Annotated in this window: 20 protein-coding genes, 1 tRNA gene, 1 other RNA gene and 2 riboswitches; of the genes, 14 read left to right on the top strand and 8 right to left on the bottom strand. The window is 67.0% G+C overall.

Annotated elements, in window-relative coordinates; genetic code table 11:
* Positions 1 to 378 precede the first annotated feature (378 nt).
* The 3 genes from F614_RS0103285 to F614_RS14265 all read left to right on the top strand — a co-directional run bounded on the left by F614_RS0103285 (position 379) and on the right by F614_RS14265 (position 1,075).
* Entirely contained in the window at positions 379 to 708 is a 330-nt protein-coding gene (locus F614_RS0103285) for a DUF1820 family protein (RefSeq protein WP_026279324.1), read from the top strand.
* A gap of 93 nt (positions 709 to 801) precedes the next feature.
* Positions 802 to 892, top strand: a tRNA-Ser gene (locus F614_RS0103280).
* A 37-nt stretch (positions 893 to 929) separates the two neighbouring features.
* A non-coding RNA gene (locus F614_RS14265) (RtT sRNA) lies at positions 930 to 1,075 on the top strand.
* A gap of 1,139 nt (positions 1,076 to 2,214) precedes the next feature.
* On the opposite strand, the gene nadC is transcribed toward F614_RS14265, so the two are convergent.
* Positions 2,215 to 3,123, bottom strand: a complete 909-nt coding sequence (nadC, locus tag F614_RS0103275) for a carboxylating nicotinate-nucleotide diphosphorylase (protein ID WP_019558248.1) — start codon at positions 3,121 to 3,123, stop codon at positions 2,215 to 2,217.
* Positions 3,113 to 4,504, bottom strand: a complete 1,392-nt coding sequence (locus F614_RS0103270; protein ID WP_019558247.1) for a sodium:alanine symporter family protein — start codon at positions 4,502 to 4,504, stop codon at positions 3,113 to 3,115. The genes nadC and F614_RS0103270 overlap by 11 nt, the downstream gene beginning before the upstream one ends.
* Positions 4,505 to 4,685: 181 nt before the next feature.
* On the opposite strand from F614_RS0103270, the gene F614_RS0103265 reads away from it, so the two are divergent.
* From F614_RS0103265 to F614_RS0103225, 9 genes are all read left to right on the top strand, one after another.
* Positions 4,686 to 5,606, top strand: a complete 921-nt coding sequence (locus F614_RS0103265) for a ZIP family metal transporter (protein ID WP_018878836.1) — start codon at positions 4,686 to 4,688, stop codon at positions 5,604 to 5,606.
* Between the two features lie 327 nt (positions 5,607 to 5,933).
* A riboswitch (glycine riboswitch) is annotated at positions 5,934 to 6,035 on the top strand.
* A 1-nt stretch (position 6,036) separates the two neighbouring features.
* Positions 6,037 to 6,148, top strand: a riboswitch (glycine riboswitch).
* A 120-nt stretch (positions 6,149 to 6,268) separates the two neighbouring features.
* Positions 6,269 to 7,369 carry a glycine cleavage system aminomethyltransferase GcvT gene (gcvT, locus tag F614_RS0103260; RefSeq protein ID WP_018878837.1) on the top strand — a complete coding sequence of 367 codons (1,101 nt, stop codon included), beginning with the start codon at positions 6,269 to 6,271 and terminating at the stop codon, positions 7,367 to 7,369.
* Positions 7,370 to 7,442: 73 nt separating this feature from the next.
* The gene (gcvH, locus tag F614_RS0103255; protein ID WP_018867861.1) at positions 7,443 to 7,835 is read left to right on the top strand and encodes a glycine cleavage system protein GcvH; all 393 of its coding nucleotides are present in this window, start codon (positions 7,443 to 7,445) and stop codon (positions 7,833 to 7,835) included.
* 84 nt (positions 7,836 to 7,919) lie between these two features.
* A complete protein-coding gene (gene gcvPA / locus F614_RS0103250; RefSeq protein ID WP_019558246.1) occupies positions 7,920 to 9,272 on the top strand; it encodes an aminomethyl-transferring glycine dehydrogenase subunit GcvPA in 1,353 nt (450 codons plus the stop codon).
* A 62-nt stretch (positions 9,273 to 9,334) separates the two neighbouring features.
* Positions 9,335 to 9,862, top strand: coding sequence for a thiol peroxidase (tpx, locus tag F614_RS0103245; RefSeq protein ID WP_019558245.1), 528 nt, complete (start codon positions 9,335 to 9,337; stop codon positions 9,860 to 9,862).
* A gap of 82 nt (positions 9,863 to 9,944) precedes the next feature.
* The gene (gene gcvPB / locus F614_RS0103240) at positions 9,945 to 11,453 is read left to right on the top strand and encodes an aminomethyl-transferring glycine dehydrogenase subunit GcvPB (protein WP_018882701.1); all 1,509 of its coding nucleotides are present in this window, start codon (positions 9,945 to 9,947) and stop codon (positions 11,451 to 11,453) included.
* A gap of 244 nt (positions 11,454 to 11,697) precedes the next feature.
* Positions 11,698 to 14,070: a PAS domain-containing protein gene (locus F614_RS0103235; RefSeq protein WP_018867857.1), complete on the top strand. Its 2,373-nt coding sequence runs from the start codon at positions 11,698 to 11,700 to the stop codon at positions 14,068 to 14,070.
* Positions 14,067 to 17,678: a PAS domain S-box protein gene (locus F614_RS0103230; protein WP_019558244.1), complete on the top strand. Its 3,612-nt coding sequence runs from the start codon at positions 14,067 to 14,069 to the stop codon at positions 17,676 to 17,678. The genes F614_RS0103235 and F614_RS0103230 overlap by 4 nt, the downstream gene beginning before the upstream one ends.
* A complete protein-coding gene (locus F614_RS0103225; protein WP_028484892.1) occupies positions 17,668 to 18,027 on the top strand; it encodes a diacylglycerol kinase in 360 nt (119 codons plus the stop codon). Before F614_RS0103230 ends, F614_RS0103225 begins: the two co-directional genes overlap by 11 nt.
* A gap of 151 nt (positions 18,028 to 18,178) precedes the next feature.
* On the opposite strand, the gene znuA is transcribed toward F614_RS0103225, so the two are convergent.
* Positions 18,179 to 19,327 (bottom strand): zinc ABC transporter substrate-binding protein ZnuA, encoded by a 1,149-nt coding sequence (znuA, locus tag F614_RS0103220; RefSeq protein ID WP_019558243.1) that lies wholly within the window; start codon positions 19,325 to 19,327, stop codon positions 18,179 to 18,181.
* A 98-nt stretch (positions 19,328 to 19,425) separates the two neighbouring features.
* Between znuA and F614_RS0103215 the strand changes: the two genes are divergently transcribed.
* Both F614_RS0103215 and znuB read left to right on the top strand, forming a co-directional pair.
* Positions 19,426 to 20,208, top strand: a complete 783-nt coding sequence (locus F614_RS0103215) for an ATP-binding cassette domain-containing protein (RefSeq protein ID WP_019558242.1) — start codon at positions 19,426 to 19,428, stop codon at positions 20,206 to 20,208.
* On the top strand, positions 20,205 to 21,026 hold the full coding sequence (gene znuB / locus F614_RS0103210) for a zinc ABC transporter permease subunit ZnuB (RefSeq protein WP_019558241.1): 822 nt from the start codon (positions 20,205 to 20,207) through the stop codon (positions 21,024 to 21,026). The genes F614_RS0103215 and znuB overlap by 4 nt, the downstream gene beginning before the upstream one ends.
* 258 nt (positions 21,027 to 21,284) lie before the next feature.
* Here the strand turns inward: znuB and F614_RS0103205 are convergent, their stop codons facing one another.
* From F614_RS0103205 to lgt, 5 genes are read right to left on the bottom strand one after another with little or no spacing between them, the layout of a single operon-like run.
* Positions 21,285 to 21,782: a dihydrofolate reductase gene (locus F614_RS0103205; RefSeq protein WP_019558240.1), complete on the bottom strand. Its 498-nt coding sequence runs from the start codon at positions 21,780 to 21,782 to the stop codon at positions 21,285 to 21,287.
* Between the two features lie 26 nt (positions 21,783 to 21,808).
* Entirely contained in the window at positions 21,809 to 22,024 is a 216-nt protein-coding gene (locus tag F614_RS0103200) for a type II toxin-antitoxin system HicB family antitoxin (protein WP_018867850.1), read from the bottom strand.
* The gene (locus F614_RS14255; RefSeq protein ID WP_018867849.1) at positions 22,024 to 22,230 is read right to left on the bottom strand and encodes a type II toxin-antitoxin system HicA family toxin; all 207 of its coding nucleotides are present in this window, start codon (positions 22,228 to 22,230) and stop codon (positions 22,024 to 22,026) included. Before F614_RS14255 ends, F614_RS0103200 begins: the two co-directional genes overlap by 1 nt.
* A 40-nt stretch (positions 22,231 to 22,270) precedes the next feature.
* Positions 22,271 to 23,089: a thymidylate synthase gene (locus F614_RS0103195; protein ID WP_018875823.1), complete on the bottom strand. Its 819-nt coding sequence runs from the start codon at positions 23,087 to 23,089 to the stop codon at positions 22,271 to 22,273.
* Position 23,090: 1 nt separating this feature from the next.
* Complete coding sequence (gene lgt, locus F614_RS0103190; RefSeq protein WP_018867847.1) at positions 23,091 to 23,906, bottom strand: prolipoprotein diacylglyceryl transferase; 816 nt, start codon at positions 23,904 to 23,906, stop codon at positions 23,091 to 23,093.
* Positions 23,907 to 23,999: the final 93 nt, after the last annotated feature.

Raw genomic sequence — 23,999 nt, 5'->3', positions numbered from 1 at the left:
GGGAATCATACCGGCTCTGCCCGTCCGGACCAACGCCAACCCGTTGCAATCTGCGGTTGCTCCCCCATGATTAAGGAGACGCTGATTGAATCGCACGTCCGCGTTGGTGCCCCCTGTTTTCCGAGACAAGGCGCGTCGTGCAGCGGGTAGTGGTTCTACCCGCAAGCGGCGCAACGCAGGATCGGGGAACAGGGGGCACCAACCCCACAAGCCATTGAAAGCAGGGGCTCGGCCGCCCGTTGTTGATCAAAAACGGGCGCGGGAACGGCGTTGCGGTTCCCTTGTGCAGAATGACTGCAGGGCAGTCACCGCGCCTTGTTCGCACGCAAAAGCGACTCGAGCGCGGACGTGCGATTCAATCAGCGTCTCCTTAAGATCATGGACAAGAACATACGTTACCGGATCAGCTTTCTGAACAATGGCAAAACCTACGAATTGTTCGCCCGTGATGTTTATCAGGATGAACTGTACGGGTTCGTGACCATCGAGGGTCTGCTGTTCGGGGAGCGCTCGCAGGTCGTGGTGGATCCCTCGGAGGAACGCCTGCGTACCGAGTTCGAGGGAGTGGAGCGCTTCCACGTGCCGATGCATGCCCTGATTCGCATCGACGAGGTCACCGCCGTGGGGACGCCGCGCATCCACGACGCGGGCGCGGTGGGTGGAAACGTGCATGCCTTCCCGGGGTTGCCAGGCAAGGGTGGGTCCTGATCCGCAAGCGTTTTCCACCGGCCCTCCATTGCGCCGCTGCCGCGCCTGGTTTAGGATTCCGCGCTCTGTAGCCGTCCAGCGGTTGCGGAAAACGGAGAGGTGGCCGAGCGGTCGAAGGCGCACGCCTGGAAAGTGTGTATACGGTAACCCCGTATCGAGGGTTCGAATCCCTCCCTCTCCGCCAGATTCGAGCAAAGGGGCCTGCGTGGCCCCTTTTGCATGTTTGGCCCCGGAGGTGCCGGGATTCGAACCCGAGGAACAAGAACGCTGGTTCGACGGGTGACGCGGAGCGGCACCCGAGCGTCGCCGCAGGCGACGACCCGGAGGGCGAGGCACAACGTGCCGAGTAATCCCTCCCTCTCCGCCAGATTCGAGCAAAGGGGCCTGCGTGGCCCCTTTTGCATGTTTGGCCCCGGAGGTGCCGGGATTCGAACCCTCGATTGATAGACACGATGGTTCGACCGGTGGCGCGTAGCGACGCCGGAACGCCGAAGCGCAGCGGAGGCGGCCCGCAGGGCGGCGACTCCGTCGCCGTAATCCCTCCCTCTCCGCCAGATTCAAGCAAAGGGGCCCGCGTGGCCCCTTTTGCATGTCTGGCATCAGCGCTCGGCATTCGGCTAATGAATGCGGTGGTTCGGCTGGTCCTGGTTCGTCCTCCGGTGTTTACGTGCCTTCGGCCGGCCGCCTGCCATGCGCTGACTCGCCAGCGCGCCCCGAGGTCCTTTCTTGCTTGCCCAAGAAAGGACCCAAAGAAGGGCACCCGGATTTCGCCCGGGAACCTTGCTCCAGGGCTCTCGGGCCGGCGGCGCTGAACTCGCTACGCTCAGACATCCAGCGCCCCGAATTTATAGAAAACGGGCCGGCCCGAGAACCCTTCCGCAAGGGGCTCCATACGGGAGGCGAAGGTCAAGACAGAAGGTATTCCAGCCCCACGGCAGCACAACGGCCCTGCCGCCTGAAAGCCCCCGGCGCCCGCATGCGGGCGCGGCACGCAACGGCCGAAGGCCGAGCGTGCTCAAGATGCTCGAAGACCTAGCCTTTCATCCATTTGCAAGAACGTCCGGACGGCCGTTGTCTTGACCTTAACCCCGTTGTCGTCGCGCCGAGTGGAGAGGGTTTTCGCGGGACGATTCTAAATAGAAACGGGGGCGCTGGATGTCTGAGCGAAGCCGAAGGCGTAGCGAGTTCAGCGCCGCCCGCGAAAAGCCTCGGAGCGAGGGAAACCCCGGCCCGCTACACGGGCCGGGGTCGCGGCAGTCGGGCGTGTTTCTTGGGTACTTCTTTGCACGAGCAAAGAAGTACCTCGGGGCGCGCTGGCGAGTCAGCGCCTGGCAGTATGTGGACCGGAGGCACCGTAAACACCGGATGCTGAACCAGGGCCAGCCTCAACAAGGCAGACGGCTGTCCGAAGCCACCAAACGACGGACGAGGACCGGCCACAGGGCGCGTCGGCAGACGGGAGGAGCGCGGCGCAGATCGTCGGGGCCGTACTGCGCGAGACGTGGACTAGTCCAGGCGCAGGGAGTAGTCGATCGCGTGGAGGTGCTTGGTCAGCGCACCCACGGAGATGTAGTCCACGCCGGTCGCCGCGATGGCCGCCAGGCTGTCGGCGGTGACTCCGCCGGAGGCCTCGGAGATCGCGCGGCCACGAATGAGCAGCACCGCAGTGGCCAGGTCGTCCAGCGACAACTCGTCGAGCATGATGACGTCGGCACCGGCGGCCAGGGCCTGGTCCACCTCGTCGAGGGTCTCGGTCTCCACCTCGACCCAGCGTCCGGCACCCAGGGTGCGGGCGCGCTCGACCGCGGCGGCGATGGAGCCGCAGGCGGCGATGTGGTTTTCCTTGATCAGCACCGCATCCCACAGCGCCAGCCGGTGGTTGTAGCCGCCGCCGCAGCGCACCGCGTACTTCTGCCCATGCCGCAGCCCCGGAAGGGTCTTGCGGGTGTCCAGGACGCGGCTCTCGGTACCCTCCAGGCGCGCGACCCAGCGCGCGGTCTCGCTGGCGGTTCCGGAGAGGGTCTGCAGCAGGTTCAGGGCCGCGCGTTCGGCGGCCAGGACGGCCCGGGCCGGCCCCTCGAGCGTCGCGATCACCCGGGGTTGGCCGTCCACGGTTACCCGGGCGCCCTCGGGTACCTGCCAGTCGATGCGGGTCTCCGGCGCGAGGCTGGTGAATACGCGCTCGAACCACGCCTGTCCGCAGACGATCGCGGGCTCCTTGAGCAGCAGCGTGGCGCGCGCGACGCGTTCGGCCGGGACCAGGGCGGCGGTCAGGTCGCCGTCCAGACCGTTGGGGCCCAGGTCTTCCGCGAGGGCGGCCTCGACCTCGCGCACGAGCATGGCGGCATCGGGCCGCGCGGGGCCCTGGGCGAACGGGTCGCTGGGGCCGCCGGCGACCGGGGCCTTAGCCGTCATGACGATCCGGCATCGGGCGGTAGGCCACGTAGTCGTCGCGCAGCTTCTTCACCAGGCCGGCCAGGAGGATGAGCGCGATCAGGTTAGGTGCGGCCATGGCGATGTTGGCGATATCGGAGAAGTTCCAGACCACGCCCAGCGGGATGGTGGCCCCGATCACGATCAGGATGACGAACACGATGCGGTAGGGCATGACCGCGCGCTCGCCGAACAGGAAGTAGGCCGAGCGGTCGCCGTAGTAGGACCAGGCGATCATGGTGGAGAAGGCAAACAGCATCAGGCTGATCCCTACCACCATGGCGCCGAACGGGCCCAGGGTGGAGCTGAAGGCGGTGGCGGTCAGGGAGGCACCCACGACGTCGTCGGCGCGGTCAATGTAGGCCCCGGTCACCACGATGGCCAGACCGGTCAGGGTGCAGACCACGATGGTATCGATAAACGGCTCGAGCATGGCCACCGAGCCCTCGCGCGGCGGATCGCCGTTCTTGGCCGCGGCATGCGCCATGGCCGAGGAGCCCAGGCCCGCCTCGTTGGAGAACATGCCGCGCGCGACGCCGTACTGGATGGCGAGGCCGATCGCGCCGCCGCCGGCGGCCCACGGATTGAGCGCAAGGTTCAGGATGGTGGCGACCGCGGCCGGGACGGCATCGATGTTGGCGACGATCACCACGAAGGCACCCAGCATGTAGATCACGGCCATGAACGGGACGATGGTCGAGGCGATCATGGCGATGCGCTTGACGCCGCCGATGATGACCAGCGCCACGAGCACGGCCATGGTCAGGCCGATGATCAGGGCCATCCAGCCCATGATGTCGTCGTCCGCGCGCAGGTCCGGCACGATGAAGGTCAGGCCGTCGACCACGGAGTTGGCCTGCACCATGTTGCCGATACCGAACGAGGCGATCAGGGTGAAGGCGGCGAACAGGATCGCCAGCTTCTTCATCTTCAGGCCGTTGAGGAGTGTGAACATCGGCCCGCCGGCGATGCTGCCGTCCGGGGCGATCTCGCGGTAGCGCACCGCCAGGGTGGTCTCCGCGAACTTGGTCGCCATGCCGAAGAAGGCGGTGACCCACATCCAGAACAACGCCCCCGGGCCGCCCAGCGCGATGGCCGTGGCTACGCCGGCGATGTTCCCGGTCCCGATGGTGCCGGACAGCGCGGTGGAGAGCGCCTGGAACGGCGAGATCTGTCCGGTGCCGCCGGCCCGACCGTCCGACCCGCGCAGGGCACGCCAGCCCTCGCGGAAGGCCACGACCTGAACCAGACCCAGGCGGATGGTGAGATAGAGCCCCGTGCCCAGCAGGAGGATCAGGGTAATCGGGTTGCCCCAGAGAAGGCCGGCGGTGTCGCCGAGGAACTGGTCGATGGTGTCGAGCATCGGTGGGTCCTTGTAATCCGGGTGGGACGGCCGCAGTGCTGGCCGAAAACTCTACCGCGCACGGCCGTCGTTTACGATAGGTTGAGCGCACCGCGGCCATAGCCTGTGCCTGTGAAACCCGCAGGCGGCCCGGGAATCCATGGTAGAAACACCACGCCGTCAGGACGTTCAAGGATCGAGCATGAGCGAATCAAACGAGCCCGTTGTCGAATACGATCACGGCAAACCGGTCCCCCGGGTCTTCCTGATCGGGTCGCTGATCGCGCTGGCGGCCTTCATCTGGCTGGTCAGTCTGGTCTGGCCTTCGCTGGAAGAGCGGCTCGTCGGCCTGAGTACGCTGCAGATCGGCCTGCTGGCGAGCTTCGTGGCCGGGCTGATGACAGCCGTGGGCGCGCTTCCGATCTTCTTCCTGCGCCGGATCAGCCAGTCGGTAGAGGACGCGATGATGGGCTTCGGCGCCGGAGTGATGCTCTCTGCCACGGCCTTCGAGCTGGTTCTGCCGTCGGTGGAACAGGCCGAGCTGCAGTATGGCGGCGTGGGTATGGCGATTGTCGTGCTGGCGGTGGGTATGGCGCTCGGGGGCGGCGCGCTGCTCGCCTTGCACAAGTGCGTGCCGCACGAACACTTCCACATCGGCCCGCAAAGCGGGGCAGACCCCGCCAAGATCCGCCGTGTCTGGTTGTTTATCTTTGCCATCGCCCTGCACAACCTGCCCGAGGGATTGGCCGTCGGCGTAGGTTTCGGGGGCGATGACGTCCGTGACGGGATCGCGCTGGCCATCGCGATCGGTCTGCAGAACATGCCGGAGGGGCTGGTGGTGGCAATCGCCTTGCTGTCGCTGGGCTACAGCAAGTGGGCCGCATTCGGGGTGACCCTGCTGACCGGGCTGGTGCAGCCGGTCGGTGGTCTGATCGGGGCCGGCGCCATCACGCTGATGGAGTTCCTGTTGCCCTGGGGGCTCGCCTTCGCGGCCGGGGCGATGCTGTTCGTCATCAGTCACGAGATCATCCCCGAGTCGCACCGCAAGGGGCACGAGGCGCAGGCGACGGTCGGCGTGCTGGTCGGTTTCGTCGTCCTGCTGGCGATCGACCTGGCGCTGTAGGGCGCCACGCACATGCACCGTCATTCCGAGGAACCCCAGACGACGCGGCACAAAAACGCGCTGCGCGCTGAACGGCCGCAGGGCGGCCCGAAGGGCGGGCGCAGCGAGTCACCTTCGAAAGCTGGCCGCGCGTCAGCATCCGGTGGTTTCGTAAGGAGGTTGCTTCGTCGCTGCGCTCCTCGCAATGACGGTGCCCCGGTTGCGCGAAGGGGGCGCGGGTCGAGCGGTTGCTCCGGGCCGGAAAGTCGCCGCCGGGCGTCCGGGCTTTCGCGCCGGAGATATTTTGGTCTACAATTAGTTTCGTCTGCGGGTGCCCGACAATGCCCGCACACCGTTCTGGAAGAGATCTGCGATCGCGAGTCGATTGGCAGACGCCGAAGGCGCAACATCCGCCCGGAATCGCTCAGGCTACAGGACCGGAACGGTGCAGGAGACACACTCTGGAGAGCGGCCGGAAACGGCCCACCGAAGGGGGCGGTCACGCAGTCCGGAAACGGATTGACGCGACGCAAACTCTCAGGTTTCAGGACAGAGGGGCGGCTGGCAGATCATCCCTGCTGGCCGCCCCTTTTTTTATGCCCGGCGCACGGCGACCGGGCCTCGCGGTTCCACCGGCGGCTGCCGGCGAATCGACCACGAAACGGACGCAAGGCGAGAATCAGATGACGACGTTGAAGACAACTCCGCTCCATGCCGCGCATCAGCGCGCGGGGGCCAAGCTGGTCGATTTCGCCGGCTGGGAGATGCCGCTGCACTACGGCTCCCAGATGGAGGAGCACAAGCGAGTGCGCGAATCCGCCGGGATGTTCGATGTCTCGCACATGCAGGTCGTGGATATCCGTGGCCCGCAGGCGCAGGCCTTCCTGCGCTACCTGCTGGCGAACGACGTGGCCAAGCTGAAGACCGAGGGCCGCGCGCTGTACAGCTGCATGCTGAACGAGGCCGGCGGGGTGATCGATGACCTGATCATCTACTGGACCGGGGGCGCCAGTTACCGCGCGGTGGTCAATGCCGCTACCGCCGAGGGCGATATCGCCCACATGCAGAAGGTCGCGAAGGATTTCGACGTGAACGTCGAGCCGCGCCCGGAGTTCGCGCTGATCGCGATCCAGGGGCCGCAGGCGGTGGAGAAGACCCTGCCGCTGCTGCCGGATGACCTGCGTAGTGCCGGGGATCTCAAGCCGTTCTCCGCGGTCTGGAATGACACGTGGTTTGTCGCCCGCACCGGCTACACCGGCGAGGACGGTTTCGAGGTGATGCTGCCGGCCGAGGCCGCCGACGGTTTCTGGGAGAAGCTGAAGGCCGCCGGCGTGCATCCCATCGGTCTCGGCGCGCGCGACACCCTGCGCCTGGAGGCCGGCATGAATCTCTACGGCACGGACATGGACGACCAGACCAATCCGCTGACCGCGAACCTCGGCTGGACCATCGCGCTGAAGGATGCCGAGCGCGATTTCATCGGCCGCGCGCCGATCGAGCAGTCAAAGGCCGCGGGCGTGCCGGAACGCATGGTCGGGCTGGTGCTGGACGGGCGCGGGGTGCTGCGTGGCGGCACCCGCATCGAGACCGAGGCCGGCGACGGCGTGGTCACCTCCGGCAGCTTCTCGCCCAGCCTCGGGGTGTCGGTCGCCTTCGCGCGGATCCCGGCCGGGGTCGAGGCCGAGGAGCTGCACGCGGACATCCGCGGCCGCAAGCTGCCGGTGCGCGTGGTGAAGCCGGTGTTCGTCCGCAATGGCGAGCCGCAGATCGAACTGAATCGCTAACGAATTATTGCCTCATGCCGCGTGTGCCGGACTACACTGCGCAGGCGGGATCCAAACGAAAAAGGAAGACGTCATGAGCGAAGCACCGAAGGACCTGAAGTACACCAAGAGCCACGAGTGGGTGCGCAGCGAGGCCGATGGCAGCGTGACCGTGGGCATCACCGATCACGCGCAGGAACTGCTGGGTGATCTGGTGTTCGTCGAGGCCCCGGAAGCGGGCAGCAGCATCGAGGCGGGTTCGGCCTGTGCCACCGTGGAATCGGTCAAGGCCGCCTCGGATATCTATGCGCCGATCTCCGGCGAGGTGACCGAGGTCAACGAGGACCTGGCAGACAGCCCCGAGAAGGTCAACGAGTCGCCCTTCGAGGACGGCTGGCTGTTCAAGGTGAAGCCCTCCGATGCCGGTGAGCTGGACGCCCTGATGGACGCGGATGCCTATGCCGCGCACGTCGAGGCCGAGTCCTGAGCCTGGCTGTGCATCACTGGTCCCGGTCATGTCCGGCCGGGACCCAACCGAACTTCGCCATCATTGGCGGAAGCGAGACCTGACATGCCGTTTATCCCGCATACCGAAGAAGACATCCGCGCCATGCTCGATAGCATCGGTGCCGAATCCGTCGAGGATCTTTTCGACGAGATCCCCGCCGATCTGCGCTCGCCGCCGCTCACGGGGATCCCCGAGGGCGAGAACGAGATGGGGATTACCCGCCTGATGCAGGAGCGGGCCGCGAAGGACGGCATGCCATCGAATTTCATCGGGGCCGGTGCCTACGAGCACCACATCCCGGCCGCCGTGTGGCAGATCGCCACCCGCGGCGAGTTCTACAGCGCCTACACGCCCTACCAGGCCGAGGCCAGCCAGGGCACGCTGCAGCTGATCTACGAATACCAGACCATGATCAGCCGCCTGACCGGGATGGAGGTCTCCAACGCCTCGCTGTATGACGGCGCCTCTGCCCTGGCCGAGGCCGTGCTGATGGCGGTTCGCGTGAACCGCCGCTCCAAGGCCAAGCGCGTGCTGCTGCCGGGCGCGCTGCACCCGGACTACCGCAAGGTGGTCAGGACGCTGATCGGCAACCAGGGCATCGAGCTGGTCGAGCTGCCGTTCGACGAGACCACCGGCCAGACCCCGGTGGACGCCCTGGCGCCGTATGCCGACGAGGACGTCACCGCCATGGTGATCAGCCAGCCGAATTTCTTCGGCATCCTCGAGGATGTGGACGCCCTGACCGGCTGGGCCGAGGAGCGCGGCGTCCCGGTGATCGCCGTGGTGAATCCGGTCTCGCTGGCGCTTTTGAAGCCGCCGGGCGAGTGGGGCACCAACGGCGTCGACATCGTGGTCGGCGAGGGCCAGCCACTGGGGGCGCCGCTGTCCTCCGGCGGGCCGTACTTCGGCTTCATGACCACCCTGAAGAAGCACATCCGGCAGATGCCGGGGCGGATCGTCGGCCGCGCCGAGGATGCCGACGGCAAGCCCGGCTTCGTGCTGACCCTGCAGGCGCGCGAGCAGCATATCCGCCGCTCCAAGGCGACCTCGAACATCTGCACCAACCAGGGCCTGGTGGTGACGGCCGCGACCATCCACATGTCCATGCTGGGTGACGAGGGTCTGACCCGCGTGGCCGAGGCCTGCTATGCCAACACCCACGCACTGGTGGAAAAGCTGGCGGCCAAGGGCATCAAGCCGCGCTTTACCGGCGAATACTTCCACGAAGTCGCGCTGGATTTCGGCGGCGATGCCGCCAGCCGCGTGCAGACCATGGCCGACGCCGGCGTGCTCGCGGGCTTCGAGCTGGGCCGCGACTACGCGCAGCTGGATGGCTGCGTGCTGGCCTGCGCCACCGAGACCAAGACCGAATCCGACCTCGAGCAGTACGTGACCACGTGGGAGCAGGCCGCCTGAGGCGGTCTGATTCCCCGGGTCAACGACCCCACGCGCCATACACACAACGCCGGGAGGCAACCATGGCCGAAATCAAGCTGCAAGGTAACCCGATCAACACCAACGGCGACCTGCCGCATGTGGGCTCGCCGGCCCCGGACTTCAAGCTGACCAACAAGGATCTGCAGGATGTCTCGCTGGCCGACTTCGGCGACAAGCGCAAGCTGATCTCCATCGTGCCCAGCCTGGACACGCCGGTCTGCGCCGATTCCACCAAGAAGTTCAACGAGATGGTGGCCAGCCGTCCGGATCTCGAGATCCTGATCGTCTCCGCCGACCTGCCGTTCGCGATGAGCCGCTTCTGCGCCGCCGAGAACCTCGAGCGCGTGACCGTGCTGTCGATGATGCGCGATCGCAATTTCGCCAAGGACTACGGCGTGCTGATCCAGGACGGCCCGCTGGCCGGGATCACCGCCCGCGGCGTGGTCGTGCTGGATACCGACAATCTGGTGATGCACGCCGAGCTGGTCTCCGAGATCGGCGACAAGCCGGACTACGACGCCGCGTTCGCGGCCCTGGATGACCGGGCCAACCTGAGCCCGACCCAGTAACCGGCGCGGAGAACCACCGCGCCGCCGGTGGCCGGGCCCGTGCCCGGTCGCCGTCACCCGAATATGCAAGCGAGAAACCGCTATGAGCACCACAGACGCCCATCTCATCTTCGAACGTTCCCGCGCCGGTCGCTCGGCCGTGGCCCAGGCGCCGCGCGACCATGCCGCGACCCGTATCCCCGCGAACCTGCAGCGCAAGTCCGCGCCGGGTCTGCCGGCCGCCTCGGAACTGGACGTGGTGCGGCATTACACGCGGTTGTCGCAGAAGAACTTCTCCATCGACACCGAGTTCTACCCGCTGGGCTCGTGCACGATGAAGTACAACCCGCGTGCCTGTAACAGCCTGGCGATGCTGCCCGGATTCCTGAACCGGCATCCGCACGCCCCGGCCAGCCACAGCCAGGGCTTCCTGCAGACCATGTTCGAGCTGCAGGAGATGCTGAAGGAAGTGACCGGCATGAAGGCCGTGTCGCTGGCGCCGATGGCGGGTGCCCAGGGCGAGTACACCGGCGTGGCCATGATCCGCGCCTACCACGACGCCCGCGGCGATACCGAGCGCCGCGAGATCATCGTCCCGGACGCCGCGCACGGCACCAACCCCGCGACTGCGATCATGTGCGGCTACGAGGTGCGCGAGATCCCCACCGACGAGACCGGCGACGTGGATATCGAGGCCCTGAAGGCCGCGGTGGGCCCGCAGACGGCCGGGATCATGCTGACCAATCCGTCCACCGTGGGCGTATTCGAGCGGCGGATCTCCGAGATCGCGAAGATCGTCCATGACGCCGGCGGCCTGCTGTACTACGACGGCGCGAACCTGAACGCGATCCTTGGCAAGGTGCGCCCGGGGGACATGGGCTTCGACGTGATCCACATGAACCTGCACAAGACCTTCTCCACGCCGCATGGCGGGGGTGGTCCGGGTTCCGGTGCCGTGGGCGTCTCCGAGCGCCTGCTGCCGTTCATGCCGATCCCGCACGTGATCGAAGCGGAGCAGGGCGGTTACCGTTTTGCCGAGGAGTCCGACCGCCCGCAGAGCATCGGCCGCCTGTCCGCGTTTGCCGGTAATGCCGGCGTGCTGCTGCGCGCCTATGTGTACATGCGCATGCTGGGCCGCGAGGGCATGGTGCGGGTCTCCGAGTTTTCTACCCTGAACGCCAACTACCTGGCCCGGGAACTGGCCGCGGCCGGTTTCGATCTGGCCTATCCCAAGCGCCGCGCCACCCACGAGTTCATCGTCACGCTGAAGAAGCAGGCGAAGGAACGCGGCCTGACCGCGGGCGACGTCGCCAAGCGCCTGCTGGACCACGGTTACCACGCGCCGACGACGTACTTCCCGCTGCTGGTGCCGGAGTGCCTGCTGGTGGAGCCGACCGAGACCGAATCGAAGGAGACGCTGGACGGCTTCGTCGAGGCGATGGCCTGCATCCTGGCCGAGTCGGAGAACGACATGGAGACCATCAAGGCCGCCCCGCACACGCTGCCCAATCGGCGTTTCAACGAGGTGGCCGCGGCCAAGGCGCTGGATGTGGTGTTCCAGCCCGCCGAGGAAGGGGACGACAGCGCGCCCCGGACCGGTACTCACGGCTAGGGTCGGATCCACCCCGGGCGCTTCGGCGCCCTGCTCGAGACGCCCCCGCTCGCCGGGGGCGTTCTCGTTTTGCACGGCAGTAATCGCGATTTTGTAGGGTCAAGCAGAAACCAGACTCGGCATCTGGTAGTTTCTGGATTCAGTCTACTCAAGCACTGTCAGGCCCGAGGGCAGCCGGCACCGCGAGCGTGTGTCGATCAAGTCTCCGCCAAGAGAGACCAAGACGGGCAAGGAATGCAATCCAATGAGCGAGATTTGTGGCATCCACGGCTATGCGGCGCTGTTCGAACATGCGCCGGTGGGGCTGGCCGAGATGGATACCGAGGGGCGCATCCTGCGCGCCAATCTCCGCCTTGGGGCCCTGCTGGCTTTTGATCCGGCGGATCTGGCCGGTGCCACGCTGGAAGCGCACGTCTGCCCGGACGACCGCGAGCGGGTGGAGGCTCATCGCCATGCCCTGCTGAATGGCGGGTGCGGCAACGGCAAGGTCGAGGCTCGGCTGCTGGATGCCACCGACCAGGCCCAGTGGGTGGAGTTGACGACCAGCCGCATCCCGGCCACCGAGGACAGCCCCGAGGCGCTGCTCGTGGTGGTCAACGATATCGGCACGCGCAAGGCGGCCGAGCAGCGCACCGAGACCCTCCTGCGGGCCAGCCCGGCGGTGATCTACACCATGGATCCGTCGGATCTGGGCACCATGACCTGGCTCAGCCGCAACGTGCAGACGGTGACCGGCTGGAGTCCGGAGCAGATCACGCGCGAGCCGGACTGGCTCCTCACCCATCTCGCCCCCGAGGACTATCGGCGCTGCGCAAGCCAGATCAAACGCTGGTTGGCGGAAGGCGCCCGCGGATTCTGTCGCCTGAACTATCGCCAGCGCATGCCCGGCGGACACTGGCAGTGGCTGGAGGACCAGGTCACCGCGATCCGGGACGATCAGGGGGCGGTGGTCGAGCTGATCGGCGCCTTCCAGGACGTGGGCGCCCGGGTGGAAACCGAGCGTCACCTCGAGAAGATCGCGCAGAACCTGCCGGGGGTGATCTATCAGTACCGTCAGTCCCCGGACGGGCATGCGACGTTCCCGTATGCCAGCGAGGGGATCGTGGATGTCTACGGGGTCACGCCCGAGGCAGTGATGCGGGACGCCCGTTGCGTCTTTGAGGTGGTCCATCCGGAGGACTTGGACCGCGTGACGGTGAGCATCGAGGCGTCCATGCGCTGTCTGACCCCCTGGCGCCAGCGCTACCGAGTGCACCATCCCGACCGCGGCGAAATCTGGCTGGAAGGGCACTCCAGCCCCGAGGCCCTGGACGACGGCAGTGTGCTCTGGAATGGCGTGATCCTGGATATCACCGAGCAGGTGCGGGCCGCGGAGGCGCTCCATCAGCGTGAGCGCGAGCTGGCCGAGGCCCAGCGCATTGCCCATATCGGCAACTGGGTGTCGGACTTCGTGCGCAACGAGATTCGCTGGTCCGACGAGGTCTTCCGGATCTTCGGCCTGCGGCGGGGCCAGTGGGGCGGGACGCACGAGGCCTTCATGCAGTCCGTCCATCCCGACGATCGTGACCGCATCCAGGCCGAGGTGGATGCGGCGATGGCCGGGGAGGGAACGCTCGATACCATCCATCGCGTGTTGCGCCCCGGCGGCGAGGAACGCGTGGTGCACGAGCGCGGCTACGTCGAATTCGCCGAGGACGGCCGGGCCTTGCGCATGATCGGGACGGTGCAGGACATCACCGAGCGTCACCAGCTGGAGCGCGAGCAGCGCCTGCTGGCGGCGACCTTCGACAGCAGTCAGGCGATCTTCATCACCGACGTCGAGGGGACGATCCAGCGCGTCAACGCCACCTTCACCGAGCTGACCGGCTTCACCGAGGCCGATGCGCTGGGCCGGAACCCCCGGATCATGAACTCCGGCCGCCAGGACCGCAGCTTCTACGAGGAGATGTTCCGAGCCGTGCGCGAGCAGGGGCACTGGTCGGGCGAGGTATGGAACCGGCGCAAGGACGGCCGCGTCTTCCCGCTGCACGAGATCGTCACCGCGATCCGGGATGCCACCGGGGCGATCGAGTATTACGTCGCCATGTTTCACGATATCTCGCGGCAGAAGGAGCTGGAGGCGGCGCTGGAACACCAGGCCTTCTACGATCCGCTGACCGATGCGGCCAATCGCGGCCACTTCGAGGCCCTGCTGGAACAGGAGGCCCGGCGCGCCGATCGCTATGCGGATCCCTGCTCGCTGGTGATGCTGGACCTGGACCATTTCAAGCGGATCAACGACACCCATGGCCATGATGTCGGGGACGAGGTGCTCCGGCGCGTGGTCGCCACCACGAGCGATCGGCTGCGCCAGGCCGATGTGCTGGGTCGCTGGGGCGGGGAGGAGTTCATGGTCCTGCTCCCGAGCACGAAGGCCGAGGCGGCCTGTAGCCTGGCGGAGGACCTGCGGCGCCAGGTGGCCGCGCTGGAGTTGCCCCATGTGGGATCGGTGACCATCAGTCTGGGGGTGGCCGAATGTCGCCCGGGCGAGGCGATCAAGGACTGGATCAAGCGCGCGGACGACGCGATGTACCGGGCCAAGCATTCCGGACGGAATCAGGTGGTGCGACGCGATTGAACGACCATGGACGCCGAGCCGGAGCGGGGGACGCGCGGGCAGAATCCGGGCGTGACGGTCTGTTCGATCGCGCGGCCGTGGGGTTGCTGTATCTGGACGCGAACGGTCGCGTGCGGGCCGCCAACGCGCGCCTGGCGGACTGGCTGGGCTGTGCCGCGGAGGATCTCGAGGGGCAGTCGCTGGCCGAGTGTGTCCCCGAGGACGCGCGCAAGGCCCTGCGCGATGCGCTGGCCCGCGCCGGAGCGGGCGAAGTCACCCTGGACCTGGCGCTTGCGGCCCCGAGTGATCGAGGCGGAGCGGCGCTGGCCTGCACGGTTGTGCTGGCGCCCGATCCGGACGGGCGGCTGGCCACGGTGCAGCGCCGGGAGCCGGGTGACTCGGCGGCCCGGGTCTACGAGCAGACCTTTACCGCCAATACCGCGCCGAAGCTGCTGATCGATCCCGAGGACGGTGCCATCGTGGATGCCAACCCCGCCGCGGAGGCCTTTTACGGCTATTCGGTCGCGCGGCTCAAGGCGATGCACATCCACGAGATCAATACGCTGTCGGCGGCCGAGGTACGCGCCGAGATGGCCAGGGCGGCGCGCGAGGAGCGCCGGTTCTTCCGCTTCCGGCACCGCGTCTGCGGTGGCGACGTGCGCGATGTCGAGGTGTATTCGGGTCCGGTGGTGCTGGACGGCCGGCGCTACCTCTACTCGATCATCCACGATGTCTCGGAGACCCGCCGCTACGAACGCGAGCTGGAGTTCTACGGGGTGGCGTTCGGCCGGCTGCCGGTGGGCGTCTACCGCAATACACCGGGGCCGGAGGGCCGCTTCGTGCGGCTCAACCCGGCGATGGTGGAGCTGTTCGAGGCCGCGACCGAGACCGAGCTGCGATCGAAGCCGGTCCGCGAGCTCTACCGGGACCCTGCCGAGCGGACGGCGCTCAGTCGCGATCTGGCGGCGTACGGGCGGGTGGTCGGACGCGAGGTGGATCTGAAGACGCTGCGGGGGTGCCCCTTCCGCGCCCGAATTACCGCCTACCGGACCGAGGATGCGGACGGTCAGTGTGTGTTCGACGGGGTGATCGAGGACATCACCGAGCTGCGCGCGGCCGAGGCGTTCCAGACGCGCCTGCTGGCAAGCCTTGCCGAAGGCGTATTCGGGCTGGATCGCTATGGCCGTTACACCTTCCTGAATCCGGCGGCCTGCCGTCTGCTGGGTTTCGAACGGGAGCTGGATGCCCTGGGGCAGGAATCGCATTCGACCAACCATCACGTGCTGGCAGATGGGACGCCCTACCCGCCAGAGGCCTGTCCCATCTACCGCGTCCTCGAGACGGGCAGGCCACTGGAGGCCTGGGATGATCACTTCGTGCGCACCGACGGGAGCCTGTTCCCGGTCAGTGTGTTTGCCGCACCCACATTCGACGTGTCCGGTCGGGTGGACGGCGCCGTGGTCTCGTTCCAGGACCAGACGGCCCGGCGCGAGCGCGAGGCCCACCTGCTGAAGGCGACCGGTCATCTGCCGGGTGCGATCTACCAGTACCGGCTGTATCCGGACGGTCGTCATGAATTCCCGTTTGTCAGCGAGGGTGCGCAGCGGGTGTACGGGGTTTCTCCCGATCTCATCCAGGAGGACGCGGATGCCGCCTTTGCCCGGGTCGATCCAGACGACCTTCCGCGTATCCAGGCGAGCATCGAGGAGTCGGCGCGCACCATGGGCCCCTGGCAGGTCCGTTATCGCGTACGTCATCCACTGCGCGGGACGCTCTGGGTCGAGGGTCGCGCGACCCCGGAGGCACCGCGCCCGGATGGCAGCATCGTCTGGCACGGGGTGATGATCGACATCTCCGAGCAGGTAGCTATGGAGGACGCCCTGCGCGCGCGGGGCGAGGAGCTTGCCGCGGCACAGCGCATCGCGCACATGGGGAGCTGGGTCTGGGACATCGCGGCCGATCGCACACACTGGTCGGACGAGGTCTACCGTCTCTTCAGTCTGCGCAAGGAAGATCAGGAGGCGAACTACGCGGGATTCCTGCAGGCCGTGCACCCGGACGACCGCGATCGCGTGGCCGCGACGGTCGAGGCCTCGCTGGAGAGTGGTGAGTACGACATCCATTTCCGGATCGTGCGCCCCGACGGGCGCGAGCGCGTAGTCCATGCACGCGGATCGACGCAACACGATGCAGGGGGCAAACCCTGTCGCATGATGGGGACCGTGCAGGACGTGACGGAACGCCACGCGTTGGAGGAGAACCTGCGCCGGCTGGTCGGCATCCTGGAGTCCACTCCGGACGTGGTCGCGATGCACGGCCCGGCCGGCAACATGCTGTTCCTGAATGGTGCCGGGCGGCGTCTGTTCGGCCTGCCCCTGTCCTCCGGGGAGCCCTGGGATCCCGAAGGCGGCTGGAACAGCCGCGATCTGCCGGCCGAAACGGGCTCTCTGGAGACCGCGATTCGGCGGTTCCACCCGCCCTGGGCGGCCGACCAGATCCTTCAGGAGGCCGCACCCGTCGCGATGCGGGACGGGGTCTGGGAAGGGGAGACCGCGATACTCGACGCCCAGGGTCGGGAGGTGCCAGTGTCGCAGGTGATTGTCGTACGCCGCGATGGCCACGGGGATGTGCGACAGATCTCCACCATCCTGCGCGACATCTCGCAGCGCAAGGCGGTCGAAGAGGCCCTGCGCGAGAGTGAGCAGCGATTCCGCCAGCTGGCCGGCTCGGTCAACGAGGTCTTCTGGCTCCAGGACGCGGACTCCATCCTGTACGTGAACCCGGCCTACGAGCGGGTCTGGGGCTACAGTCGTGAACATCTGTTGCGCGATCCGGCGGCGATGCTGGAGGCGGTGCACCCGGAGGACCGGGCACGGGTGGAATCCGTTTTTCTGGCGCAGCCACTGTGGAATGCCCGGACCGACGAGACTTTCCGGATCCGGCGGCCGGATGGGGAGCAACGCTGGGTGCGCGTCCACCGCTATCCGGTGACGGATCCGGAGGGTCACGTTACCCGAGTCGCGGGCACCGCCGTCGATATCACCGAACTCAAGACCACGCAGATGGAGCTGGAGCGCAATCAGGCTGAATTGGAGCGTCAGGCGTTTTACGACCGTCTGACCGGTGTCGCCAACCGGCGGTACTTCGAAAGCCTGCTGGACCGCGAACTCCGGCGTGCCGAACGCTATGGACAGGCCTTTTCCCTAGTGATGTTCGATCTTGATCATTTCAAGGCCGTCAACGATACCTATGGCCATGCCACCGGGGATGTCGTGTTGCAGGACGTCACCCGGGTGGCGGGCGAGCGCCTGCGCGCTTCGGATGTGCTGGGGCGCTGGGGCGGCGAGGAATTCATGGTCCTGCTGCCGGGGGACGACGCGGAGGCGGGTGCACGGGTCGCCGAATCGATCCGCGCACGCGTGGCCGAATATGCCTTCCCCGAGGTGGGCCGCGTGACCATCAGCCTCGGGGTGGCGGCCTTCACCTTTGGCGAACCGCGCAGTGACCTGTTGCGCCGGGTCGACGAGGCGCTTTACCGGGCAAAGCGCGAGGGTCGCAACCGGGTGGCGATCGCGGACCCGCCGGCAGGTTCGGTCGTCCGGACCGGGGACGAACCCGATGGCGCATAGCGGGCGTCGCGGCTTGAGTCGGGTGTGGCACGCCTTCGGGTATTCCTGGCGCGGGCTGCGCGAGGCATTCCGTCACGAGGCCGCATTTCGCCAGGAGCTGGCGCTGGCGGTCGTGCTCCTGCCCCTGGCGATGGTGCTGGGGCAGGATGGCGTCGAACGCGCATTGCTGGCGGGCAGCGTGCTGCTGATCCTGGTGGTGGAACTGCTGAACTCGGCGGTGGAGGCGGCGATCGACCGCTTCGGCGACGGGCATCACCCGTTGTCGGCGCGGGCCAAGGATATTGCCTCGGCCGCCGTGCTGGTCAGCTTCCTGCTGGCGGCACTGGTCTGGGGCCTGGTCCTGCTCTGATCGTCGGGGCATCCGCGCCGCTGGCCTGGCTCATCCCGGCCGTAGCGAAGTGTAGAGCCGGGATCTCTGGCGCAGGAGGTACCACGAGGCGCGAGGCTCCGGGGTCACCGCTGCGCGGTGCCCGGGATGGCGGACGCGGGGCGTGTGGCGATCAGCGAGCGTCCGCCGCCATGCAGTCGGTGAAGCCGTCGGCCAGGCCCTGCATCAGGTCGAACCAGGCATCCGGGCCCGGCTCCAGTTCCGCCCCGATGGGGTCGAGCATGCCGAGTCGGGTGTCCGTACCTTCGACCACGGTCTCGGCGAGGGCCGGGCGGAACTGGGGTTCGGTGAACAGGCAGGTGACATCGCCCTCGGCCAGGCGCGTGCGCAGTTCGGACAGTCGGCGCGCCCCGGGCATGCGCGACGGGTCGACGCTGATGGAGCCGGCCGCGTTCAGGCCGTAGTGCCGCTCGAAGTACTGGTAGGCGTCGTGGAACACCATGAAGCGCTGGTCCCGTACCGGCTCCAGTTGCTCGGCGATCCCGGCATCCAGGTCTTCGATTCGCTGGAGCAGGCGATCCCGGTTGTCGCGGATGGTGGCGGCCTGGTCCGGGTCGTGTTCCGCGAGGCGGTCGGCCAGTTGTTCGACGACGGCCGTCGCCACAGCCGGCGACAGCCACAGATGACTATCGACATCGCCATGCGCATGCCCGTGATCGTGGTCATGGCCGCCGTGCCCATGATCGCCCGATCCGTGTGCATCGGGGGCATGCGTGTCATGGGCGTGTGCGTGGTCCCCGTGTTCGTGGTCAGCGTGGTCGTGTTCATGCCTGTCGAGCGCTTCGTGGTGATCGCCGCGCTCGCCATGCCCGTGGTGGTCGTGAGGCTGATCGTCGTGCGCGTGGTCGCCATGGTCGCCATGGTCGTGATGGCCCTCCCAGACGCCACCGCTGCGCCCCTCCAGAAGGGGCAGGTCCAGGTCGTGCAACAGGCTGATCACGGTCGCGCGGTTGGTCACCCCTTGCAACGAGCGTTCAAGGAAGCCTTCCAGTTCCGGACCGACCCAGACCACGATGTCGGCCTGTTGCAGGCGCCGGGCCTCGGAGGGCCGCATAGCGTAACCGTGCGGCGAGGCACTGGCCGGCACCAGCAGCTCGACCTCGTGTGTGTCCCCCGCCAGCGCCGCAACGAGGCTGTGGACCGGTAGAATCGAGGCGACGATACGCGTGCCTTCGGCCTGGGCCGGTGCAGCGAGTGCCAGCAACAGTGCCAGGGCAGTCAACAGGGCGAGACGATTCGGACGCCGGTCGGCGGGACGCATGGGCGGATTCTCCATCGGGTCTAATAACGTTATAGTATACCAATATGCCTGAAAAAATCCCCTCCCGGGCAGCCGCTCCGGAAAACGATGCCGCCCCGTTGCTGGCGGCCCGCGACGTCTCGCTGGAGCGTTCCGGACGGGTGATCCTCGACCACGTGACGGTGCAGGTGCGCCCGGCCGAGGTGACGGTGGTGATCGGCCCCAATGGCGCCGGCAAGACCTCCCTTCTGCGGGTACTGCTGGGACTGTGGAAGCCGGGGCACGGGCGGGTGCAGCGCCGACGCGGCCTGCGCATCGGCTACATGCCGCAGCGCCTGCAGATCGAGCCGGTGCTGCCGCTGTCGGTGCGGCGTTTCCTGACCCTGCGCCAGCGGGCCCCGGAGGCGGTGCTGCGGGAACGGCTCGAACGGGTGGGGGTGCCGCACCTGCTGCACAAGCCCGTGCAGTCGCTCTCCGGGGGAGAGATGCAGCGGGTACTGCTCGCCCGCGCGCTGCTCAATCGACCGAACCTGCTCGTGCTGGACGAACCGGCTCAGGGGGTGGATATCGCCGGCCAGGGCGAGGTGTTCAAGCTGATCGACGATATCCGCCACGAGACGGGTTGCGGGGTGCTGATGGTCTCGCACGACCTGCACCTGGTGATGGCGGGGGCGGATGCGGTGATCTGCCTGAACCAGCATGTGTGCTGTACCGGGCGGCCGGAAGAAGTATCGCGGCACCCGGAATACCAGCGCCTGTTCCCGGAGTCGGACATGCAGGGCATCGGCGTCTACCGGCACGATCACGACCACGTGCATGACGTGGCCGGGGAGGTGCATGAGCATCACTCCGGCTGTGCCCATGGTCGGCCGTCAGGCCCCGGCGGAGGCGGGTCCCGATGATGGAAGGGCTGCTCGACGACTTCCTGGTGCGCGCGCTGCTGGCGGGCCTGATGGTGGCGGCTGTGGCCGGGCCGCTGGGGGCCTTCGTGGTCTGGCGGCGCATGGCCTATTTTGGCGATACCGTGTCGCATTCGGCCCTGCTCGGCGTGGCCCTCGGGGTGTTGCTGGGGTTGAACCTGAACCTGATGGTCACGCTGGTATGCGTGGCCATCGCGATCCTGCTGGTACTGCTGCAACGCCGCCAGGAACTGGCCGCGGACACGCTGCTCGGGATCCTCGCGCACAGCGCGCTGTCGCTGGGGATCGTGGCGGTTACCTTCATCGAGGGCCTGCGGGTGGACCTGATGGCCTACCTGTTCGGCGACATCCTCGCGGTCGGGACCGGGGATCTGCTGTCGATCGCCATTGGCGGCGGCGTGGCCCTGCTGCTGCTGATCGTCCTGTGGCGCCCGCTGTTGGCGCTCACGGTGCACGAGGAGCTGGCACAGGTGGAGGGCGTACCGGTGCTGCTGGTACGGCTGGGCCTGATGCTGCTGATCGCGCTGGTGATCGCCGCGGCGATGCAGGTCGTCGGGGTGTTGCTGATCACCGCGCTGATGATCATCCCGGCCGCCAGTGCAAGGCGCTTCGCCACCACCCCCGAGCAGATGGCGATCCTTGCCGGCATCATCGGCATGCTGGCAGTGGGGGCCGGTCTGTGGGGCTCCTTCCAGTACGACACGCCGACCGGCCCGACCATCGTGGTTGCCGCGATGCTCGGCTTCATCCTGGTGCATCTGCTGCCGGGCCGCCTGATCCCCCATTTCGGCGGCCGCTGAACCCCTTTGTATTTACCACGAAGCACACGAAGGCACGAAGAAAAGCTAGGTCAAGGGCGTTAACAGGAAGATGAGAAGATTTGAAGGATGATGTGAATCAGGGCGAACCGGCGTGCGCAGGCCCGCGCCGCAGGCACAGACCCATTTCAGAATCCTTCCTGACTTCCTTTCTTCCTGTTCAAGCTTTTTGCTTTTGACCTAGCTTTTCTTCGTGCCTTCGTGTGCTTCGTGGTGAACAAAAAGGGCGGCGGGGCGTGGTCAGCGGGTGCGGCGTTCGAGGCGTTCGAAGGTGAAGGGGCAGGCGTGGCGGTCGTCGGCCTCGTGGTGTTCGGACCAGACGACGTCCCAGTCCGCGGGGTCGATCGCGGGGAAGTACGTATCCCCGGCGTGGCGCTCGTGCACGCGGGTCAGGTGCAGCACGTCGGCGCGCGGCAGGGCCTCCTCGAACAGACCCGCGCCGCCGATCACGAAGGCCGGGCCCGCCTCGATGCTGGCCAGGGCCGCGTCCAGATCCGGGTAGACCTCGACGCCGTCGGCGCGCCAGTCCGACTGGCGGGTCAGGACCAGATTGCGCCGCTTCGGTAGCGGTCGTCCGATGGACTCGAAGGTGCGCCGCCCCATGATCATTGGGTGGCCGTTGGTCACGCGCTTGAAGTGCTGCAGGTCCTTCGGCAAATGCCAGGGAAGGTCGTTGTCGCGCCCGATCACGTGATCCGGATCGAGCGCGACCATCAGGTGGATCTCGGGTTGGCGCATGTAGAGATAGTCCGATCGCGGATGGGTCAGGCGGCGTCGACCTGAATGATTTCGCTCTGGCAGTGCGGCTCGGGAATGGGCTCCCCTTGCTCCCGGAGGCCTTCGAGATGGAACTTGATGGCCTCCCGGATTAGGGTTACGACCTCTTCGCGGCTGGCCGCCGAGGCCATACAGCCGGGTAGATCGGGCGCATATGCACCCCAACCATCCTCGCTTTCCTCGATGATCACGGTGTAGTTCATCATCGCCTCCTCGGGTTTTTGTCCTTGAGACCCGCCTGTTTCAGCGCATTGTTCAGTGTTCCGGGGGGAATATCCAGATCAGGTTTTCCCGCCACGGTTACAAGTCCCGGCTTCGTTGGATGCTTGAATTGGCGGTGGCTGCCTCTTTGTCGAACCTGAACCCATCCATCGCGTTCCAGGCATCTGATCAGTTCCTTGATCTTCATTCGGCTTCCTTGCCGGTATCCATTTGCGAGGGTAGCGGAGTCAGATGGCGATGGGGGCCTTGATCGGGGGGTGGGACTGGTAGTCGCGGACCTCGATGTCGTCGAAGGTGAAGGCGAACAGGTCGGTGACGTCGGGGTTCAGGTGCAGGGTCGGCAGCGGCAGCGGCTCGCGCCCGAGCAGTTCTTCGACCTGGTCCTGGTGGTTGCGGTAGAGATGGGCGTCGCCGAAGGTGTGCACGAATTCGCCCGGCTTCAGGCCGACCACCTGCGCGAGCATGTGGGTCAGCAGCGCGTAACTGGCGATGTTGAACGGCACCCCGAGGAAGACATCGGCGCTGCGCTGATAGAGCTGGCAGGACAGGCGGTCGTCGGCCACGTAGAACTGGAACAGGGTGTGGCAGGGCGCCAGCGCCATGCGCCCGGCCGCCGCGTTGGCCTGCGGCGAGACGGACTCGTCGGGCAGATCGGCCACGTTCCAGGCGCTGATGATGTGGCGCCGGGAATGCGGCCGGTTCTGCAGGTTGTCGACCAGTTCGGCCAACTGGTCGTGGCCGGCCCAGTTGCGCCACTGGGCGCCGTAGATCGGGCCCAGGTCGCCGTCCTCGGTTGCCCATTCGTCCCAGATGCGGACCTTGTTGTCGCGCAGGTAGCGGATATTGGTGTCGCCGGCGATGAACCACAGCAACTCGTGGATCACCGAGCGCAGGTGAGTGCGCTTGGTGGTTACCAGCGGGAAGCCGTCAGCCAGATCGAACCGCATCTGGTAGCCGAACACCGAGCGCGTGCCGGTACCGGTGCGGTCCGGACGATCCGTGCCATGGTCGCGGATGTGCCGCACCAGATCGAGGTATTGCTGCATCTCAGGAGGCCTCCGGGGCCGGGCGGGCTGCGGGCAGCGGGTTGCGCCGCGACCAGACGATCAGGGCCACGCCGAACAGGATAACCGGCAGGCTCAGGACCTGGCCCATGGTCAGCCAGTCGAAGGCAAGGTAACCGATGTGGGCGTCGGGCACGCGGACGAACTCGATCGCAAAGCGGAAGCCGCCGTAGAGCGTCAGGAACAGCCCGGAGATCAGGCCCGTGCGGCGCGGCTGGCGCGAGACGATCCACAGCACCACGAACAGCACCAGCCCCTCGAGAAAGGCCTGGTACAACTGCGACGGGTGGCGCGGGATGTAGTCCGCGGCCGGGAAGACCATGGCCCAGGGCAGGTCGGTGGGCTTGCCCCACAGTTCGCCGTTGATCCAGTTGCCGATGCGGCCGGCGCCGAGGCCGATCGGGATCAGCGGGGCGATGAAGTCGGTCAGGCGGAAGAACGGCTGGCCGATCTTGCGGGCATACAGCCAGCAGGTGACCAGCACCCCGGCGAGTCCGCCGTGGAAGGCCATGCCACCTTCCCAGATGCGGAACAGGCTCACCGGGTCGGCCAGTGTGGCGTCCAGGTTGTAGAACAGGGCATAGCCGAGCCGTCCGCCGACCACGACCCCGACCACGCCCCAGAACAGCAGGTCGCCGACCTGCCAGGGGTGCAGGGGGTCCCAGTCGCGGGTGCGCGTGCGCCAGACGCCGAGTGCCCAGAAGGCGATGAAGCCGACCAGGTACATCAGGCCATACCAGTACAGGGTCAGCGGGCCGATGGACAGCGCGACCGGGTCGATAAACGGGTGTGTGGGCATGGGCGCTTGCGGATGAAAAACCGGCTGCACATGCTACCCGGCCGGGCGCCGGCATGCACCTGCATGCGGGTCGTCGGATCCACTTTCCAGGAG

Source organism: Thioalkalivibrio sp. ALE12 (assembly GCF_000381105.1).
In the GTDB taxonomy this organism is placed as follows: Bacteria; Pseudomonadota; Gammaproteobacteria; order Ectothiorhodospirales; family Ectothiorhodospiraceae; genus Thioalkalivibrio.
This window is presented reverse-complemented; position numbering and strand designations above follow the sequence as displayed.

What these genes read in the sequence shown, in the direction of transcription:
- F614_RS0103225 (WP_028484892.1), top strand. Translation starts at nt 17,668, where the DNA reads ATGGCGCATAGCGGGCGTCGCGGCTTGAGTCGGGTGTGGCACGCCTTC.
- F614_RS0103200 (WP_018867850.1), bottom strand. Translation starts at nt 22,024, where the DNA reads ATGAACTACACCGTGATCATCGAGGAAAGCGAGGATGGTTGGGGTGCA.
- F614_RS14255 (WP_018867849.1), bottom strand. Translation starts at nt 22,230, where the DNA reads ATGAAGATCAAGGAACTGATCAGATGCCTGGAACGCGATGGATGGGTT.
- F614_RS0103205 (WP_019558240.1), bottom strand. Translation starts at nt 21,782, where the DNA reads ATGCGCCAACCCGAGATCCACCTGATGGTCGCGCTCGATCCGGATCAC.
- znuB (WP_019558241.1), top strand. Translation starts at nt 20,205, where the DNA reads ATGATGGAAGGGCTGCTCGACGACTTCCTGGTGCGCGCGCTGCTGGCG.
- F614_RS0103270 (WP_019558247.1), bottom strand. Translation starts at nt 4,504, where the DNA reads ATGCTCGACACCATCGACCAGTTCCTCGGCGACACCGCCGGCCTTCTC.
- gcvT (WP_018878837.1), top strand. Translation starts at nt 6,269, where the DNA reads ATGACGACGTTGAAGACAACTCCGCTCCATGCCGCGCATCAGCGCGCG.
- lgt (WP_018867847.1), bottom strand. Translation starts at nt 23,906, where the DNA reads ATGCCCACACACCCGTTTATCGACCCGGTCGCGCTGTCCATCGGCCCG.
- tpx (WP_019558245.1), top strand. Translation starts at nt 9,335, where the DNA reads ATGGCCGAAATCAAGCTGCAAGGTAACCCGATCAACACCAACGGCGAC.
- F614_RS0103195 (WP_018875823.1), bottom strand. Translation starts at nt 23,089, where the DNA reads ATGCAGCAATACCTCGATCTGGTGCGGCACATCCGCGACCATGGCACG.
- F614_RS0103235 (WP_018867857.1), top strand. Translation starts at nt 11,698, where the DNA reads ATGAGCGAGATTTGTGGCATCCACGGCTATGCGGCGCTGTTCGAACAT.
- gcvPB (WP_018882701.1), top strand. Translation starts at nt 9,945, where the DNA reads ATGAGCACCACAGACGCCCATCTCATCTTCGAACGTTCCCGCGCCGGT.
- F614_RS0103265 (WP_018878836.1), top strand. Translation starts at nt 4,686, where the DNA reads ATGAGCGAATCAAACGAGCCCGTTGTCGAATACGATCACGGCAAACCG.
- F614_RS0103285 (WP_026279324.1), top strand. Translation starts at nt 379, where the DNA reads ATGGACAAGAACATACGTTACCGGATCAGCTTTCTGAACAATGGCAAA.
- nadC (WP_019558248.1), bottom strand. Translation starts at nt 3,123, where the DNA reads ATGACGGCTAAGGCCCCGGTCGCCGGCGGCCCCAGCGACCCGTTCGCC.
- gcvH (WP_018867861.1), top strand. Translation starts at nt 7,443, where the DNA reads ATGAGCGAAGCACCGAAGGACCTGAAGTACACCAAGAGCCACGAGTGG.
- znuA (WP_019558243.1), bottom strand. Translation starts at nt 19,327, where the DNA reads ATGCGTCCCGCCGACCGGCGTCCGAATCGTCTCGCCCTGTTGACTGCC.
- gcvPA (WP_019558246.1), top strand. Translation starts at nt 7,920, where the DNA reads ATGCCGTTTATCCCGCATACCGAAGAAGACATCCGCGCCATGCTCGAT.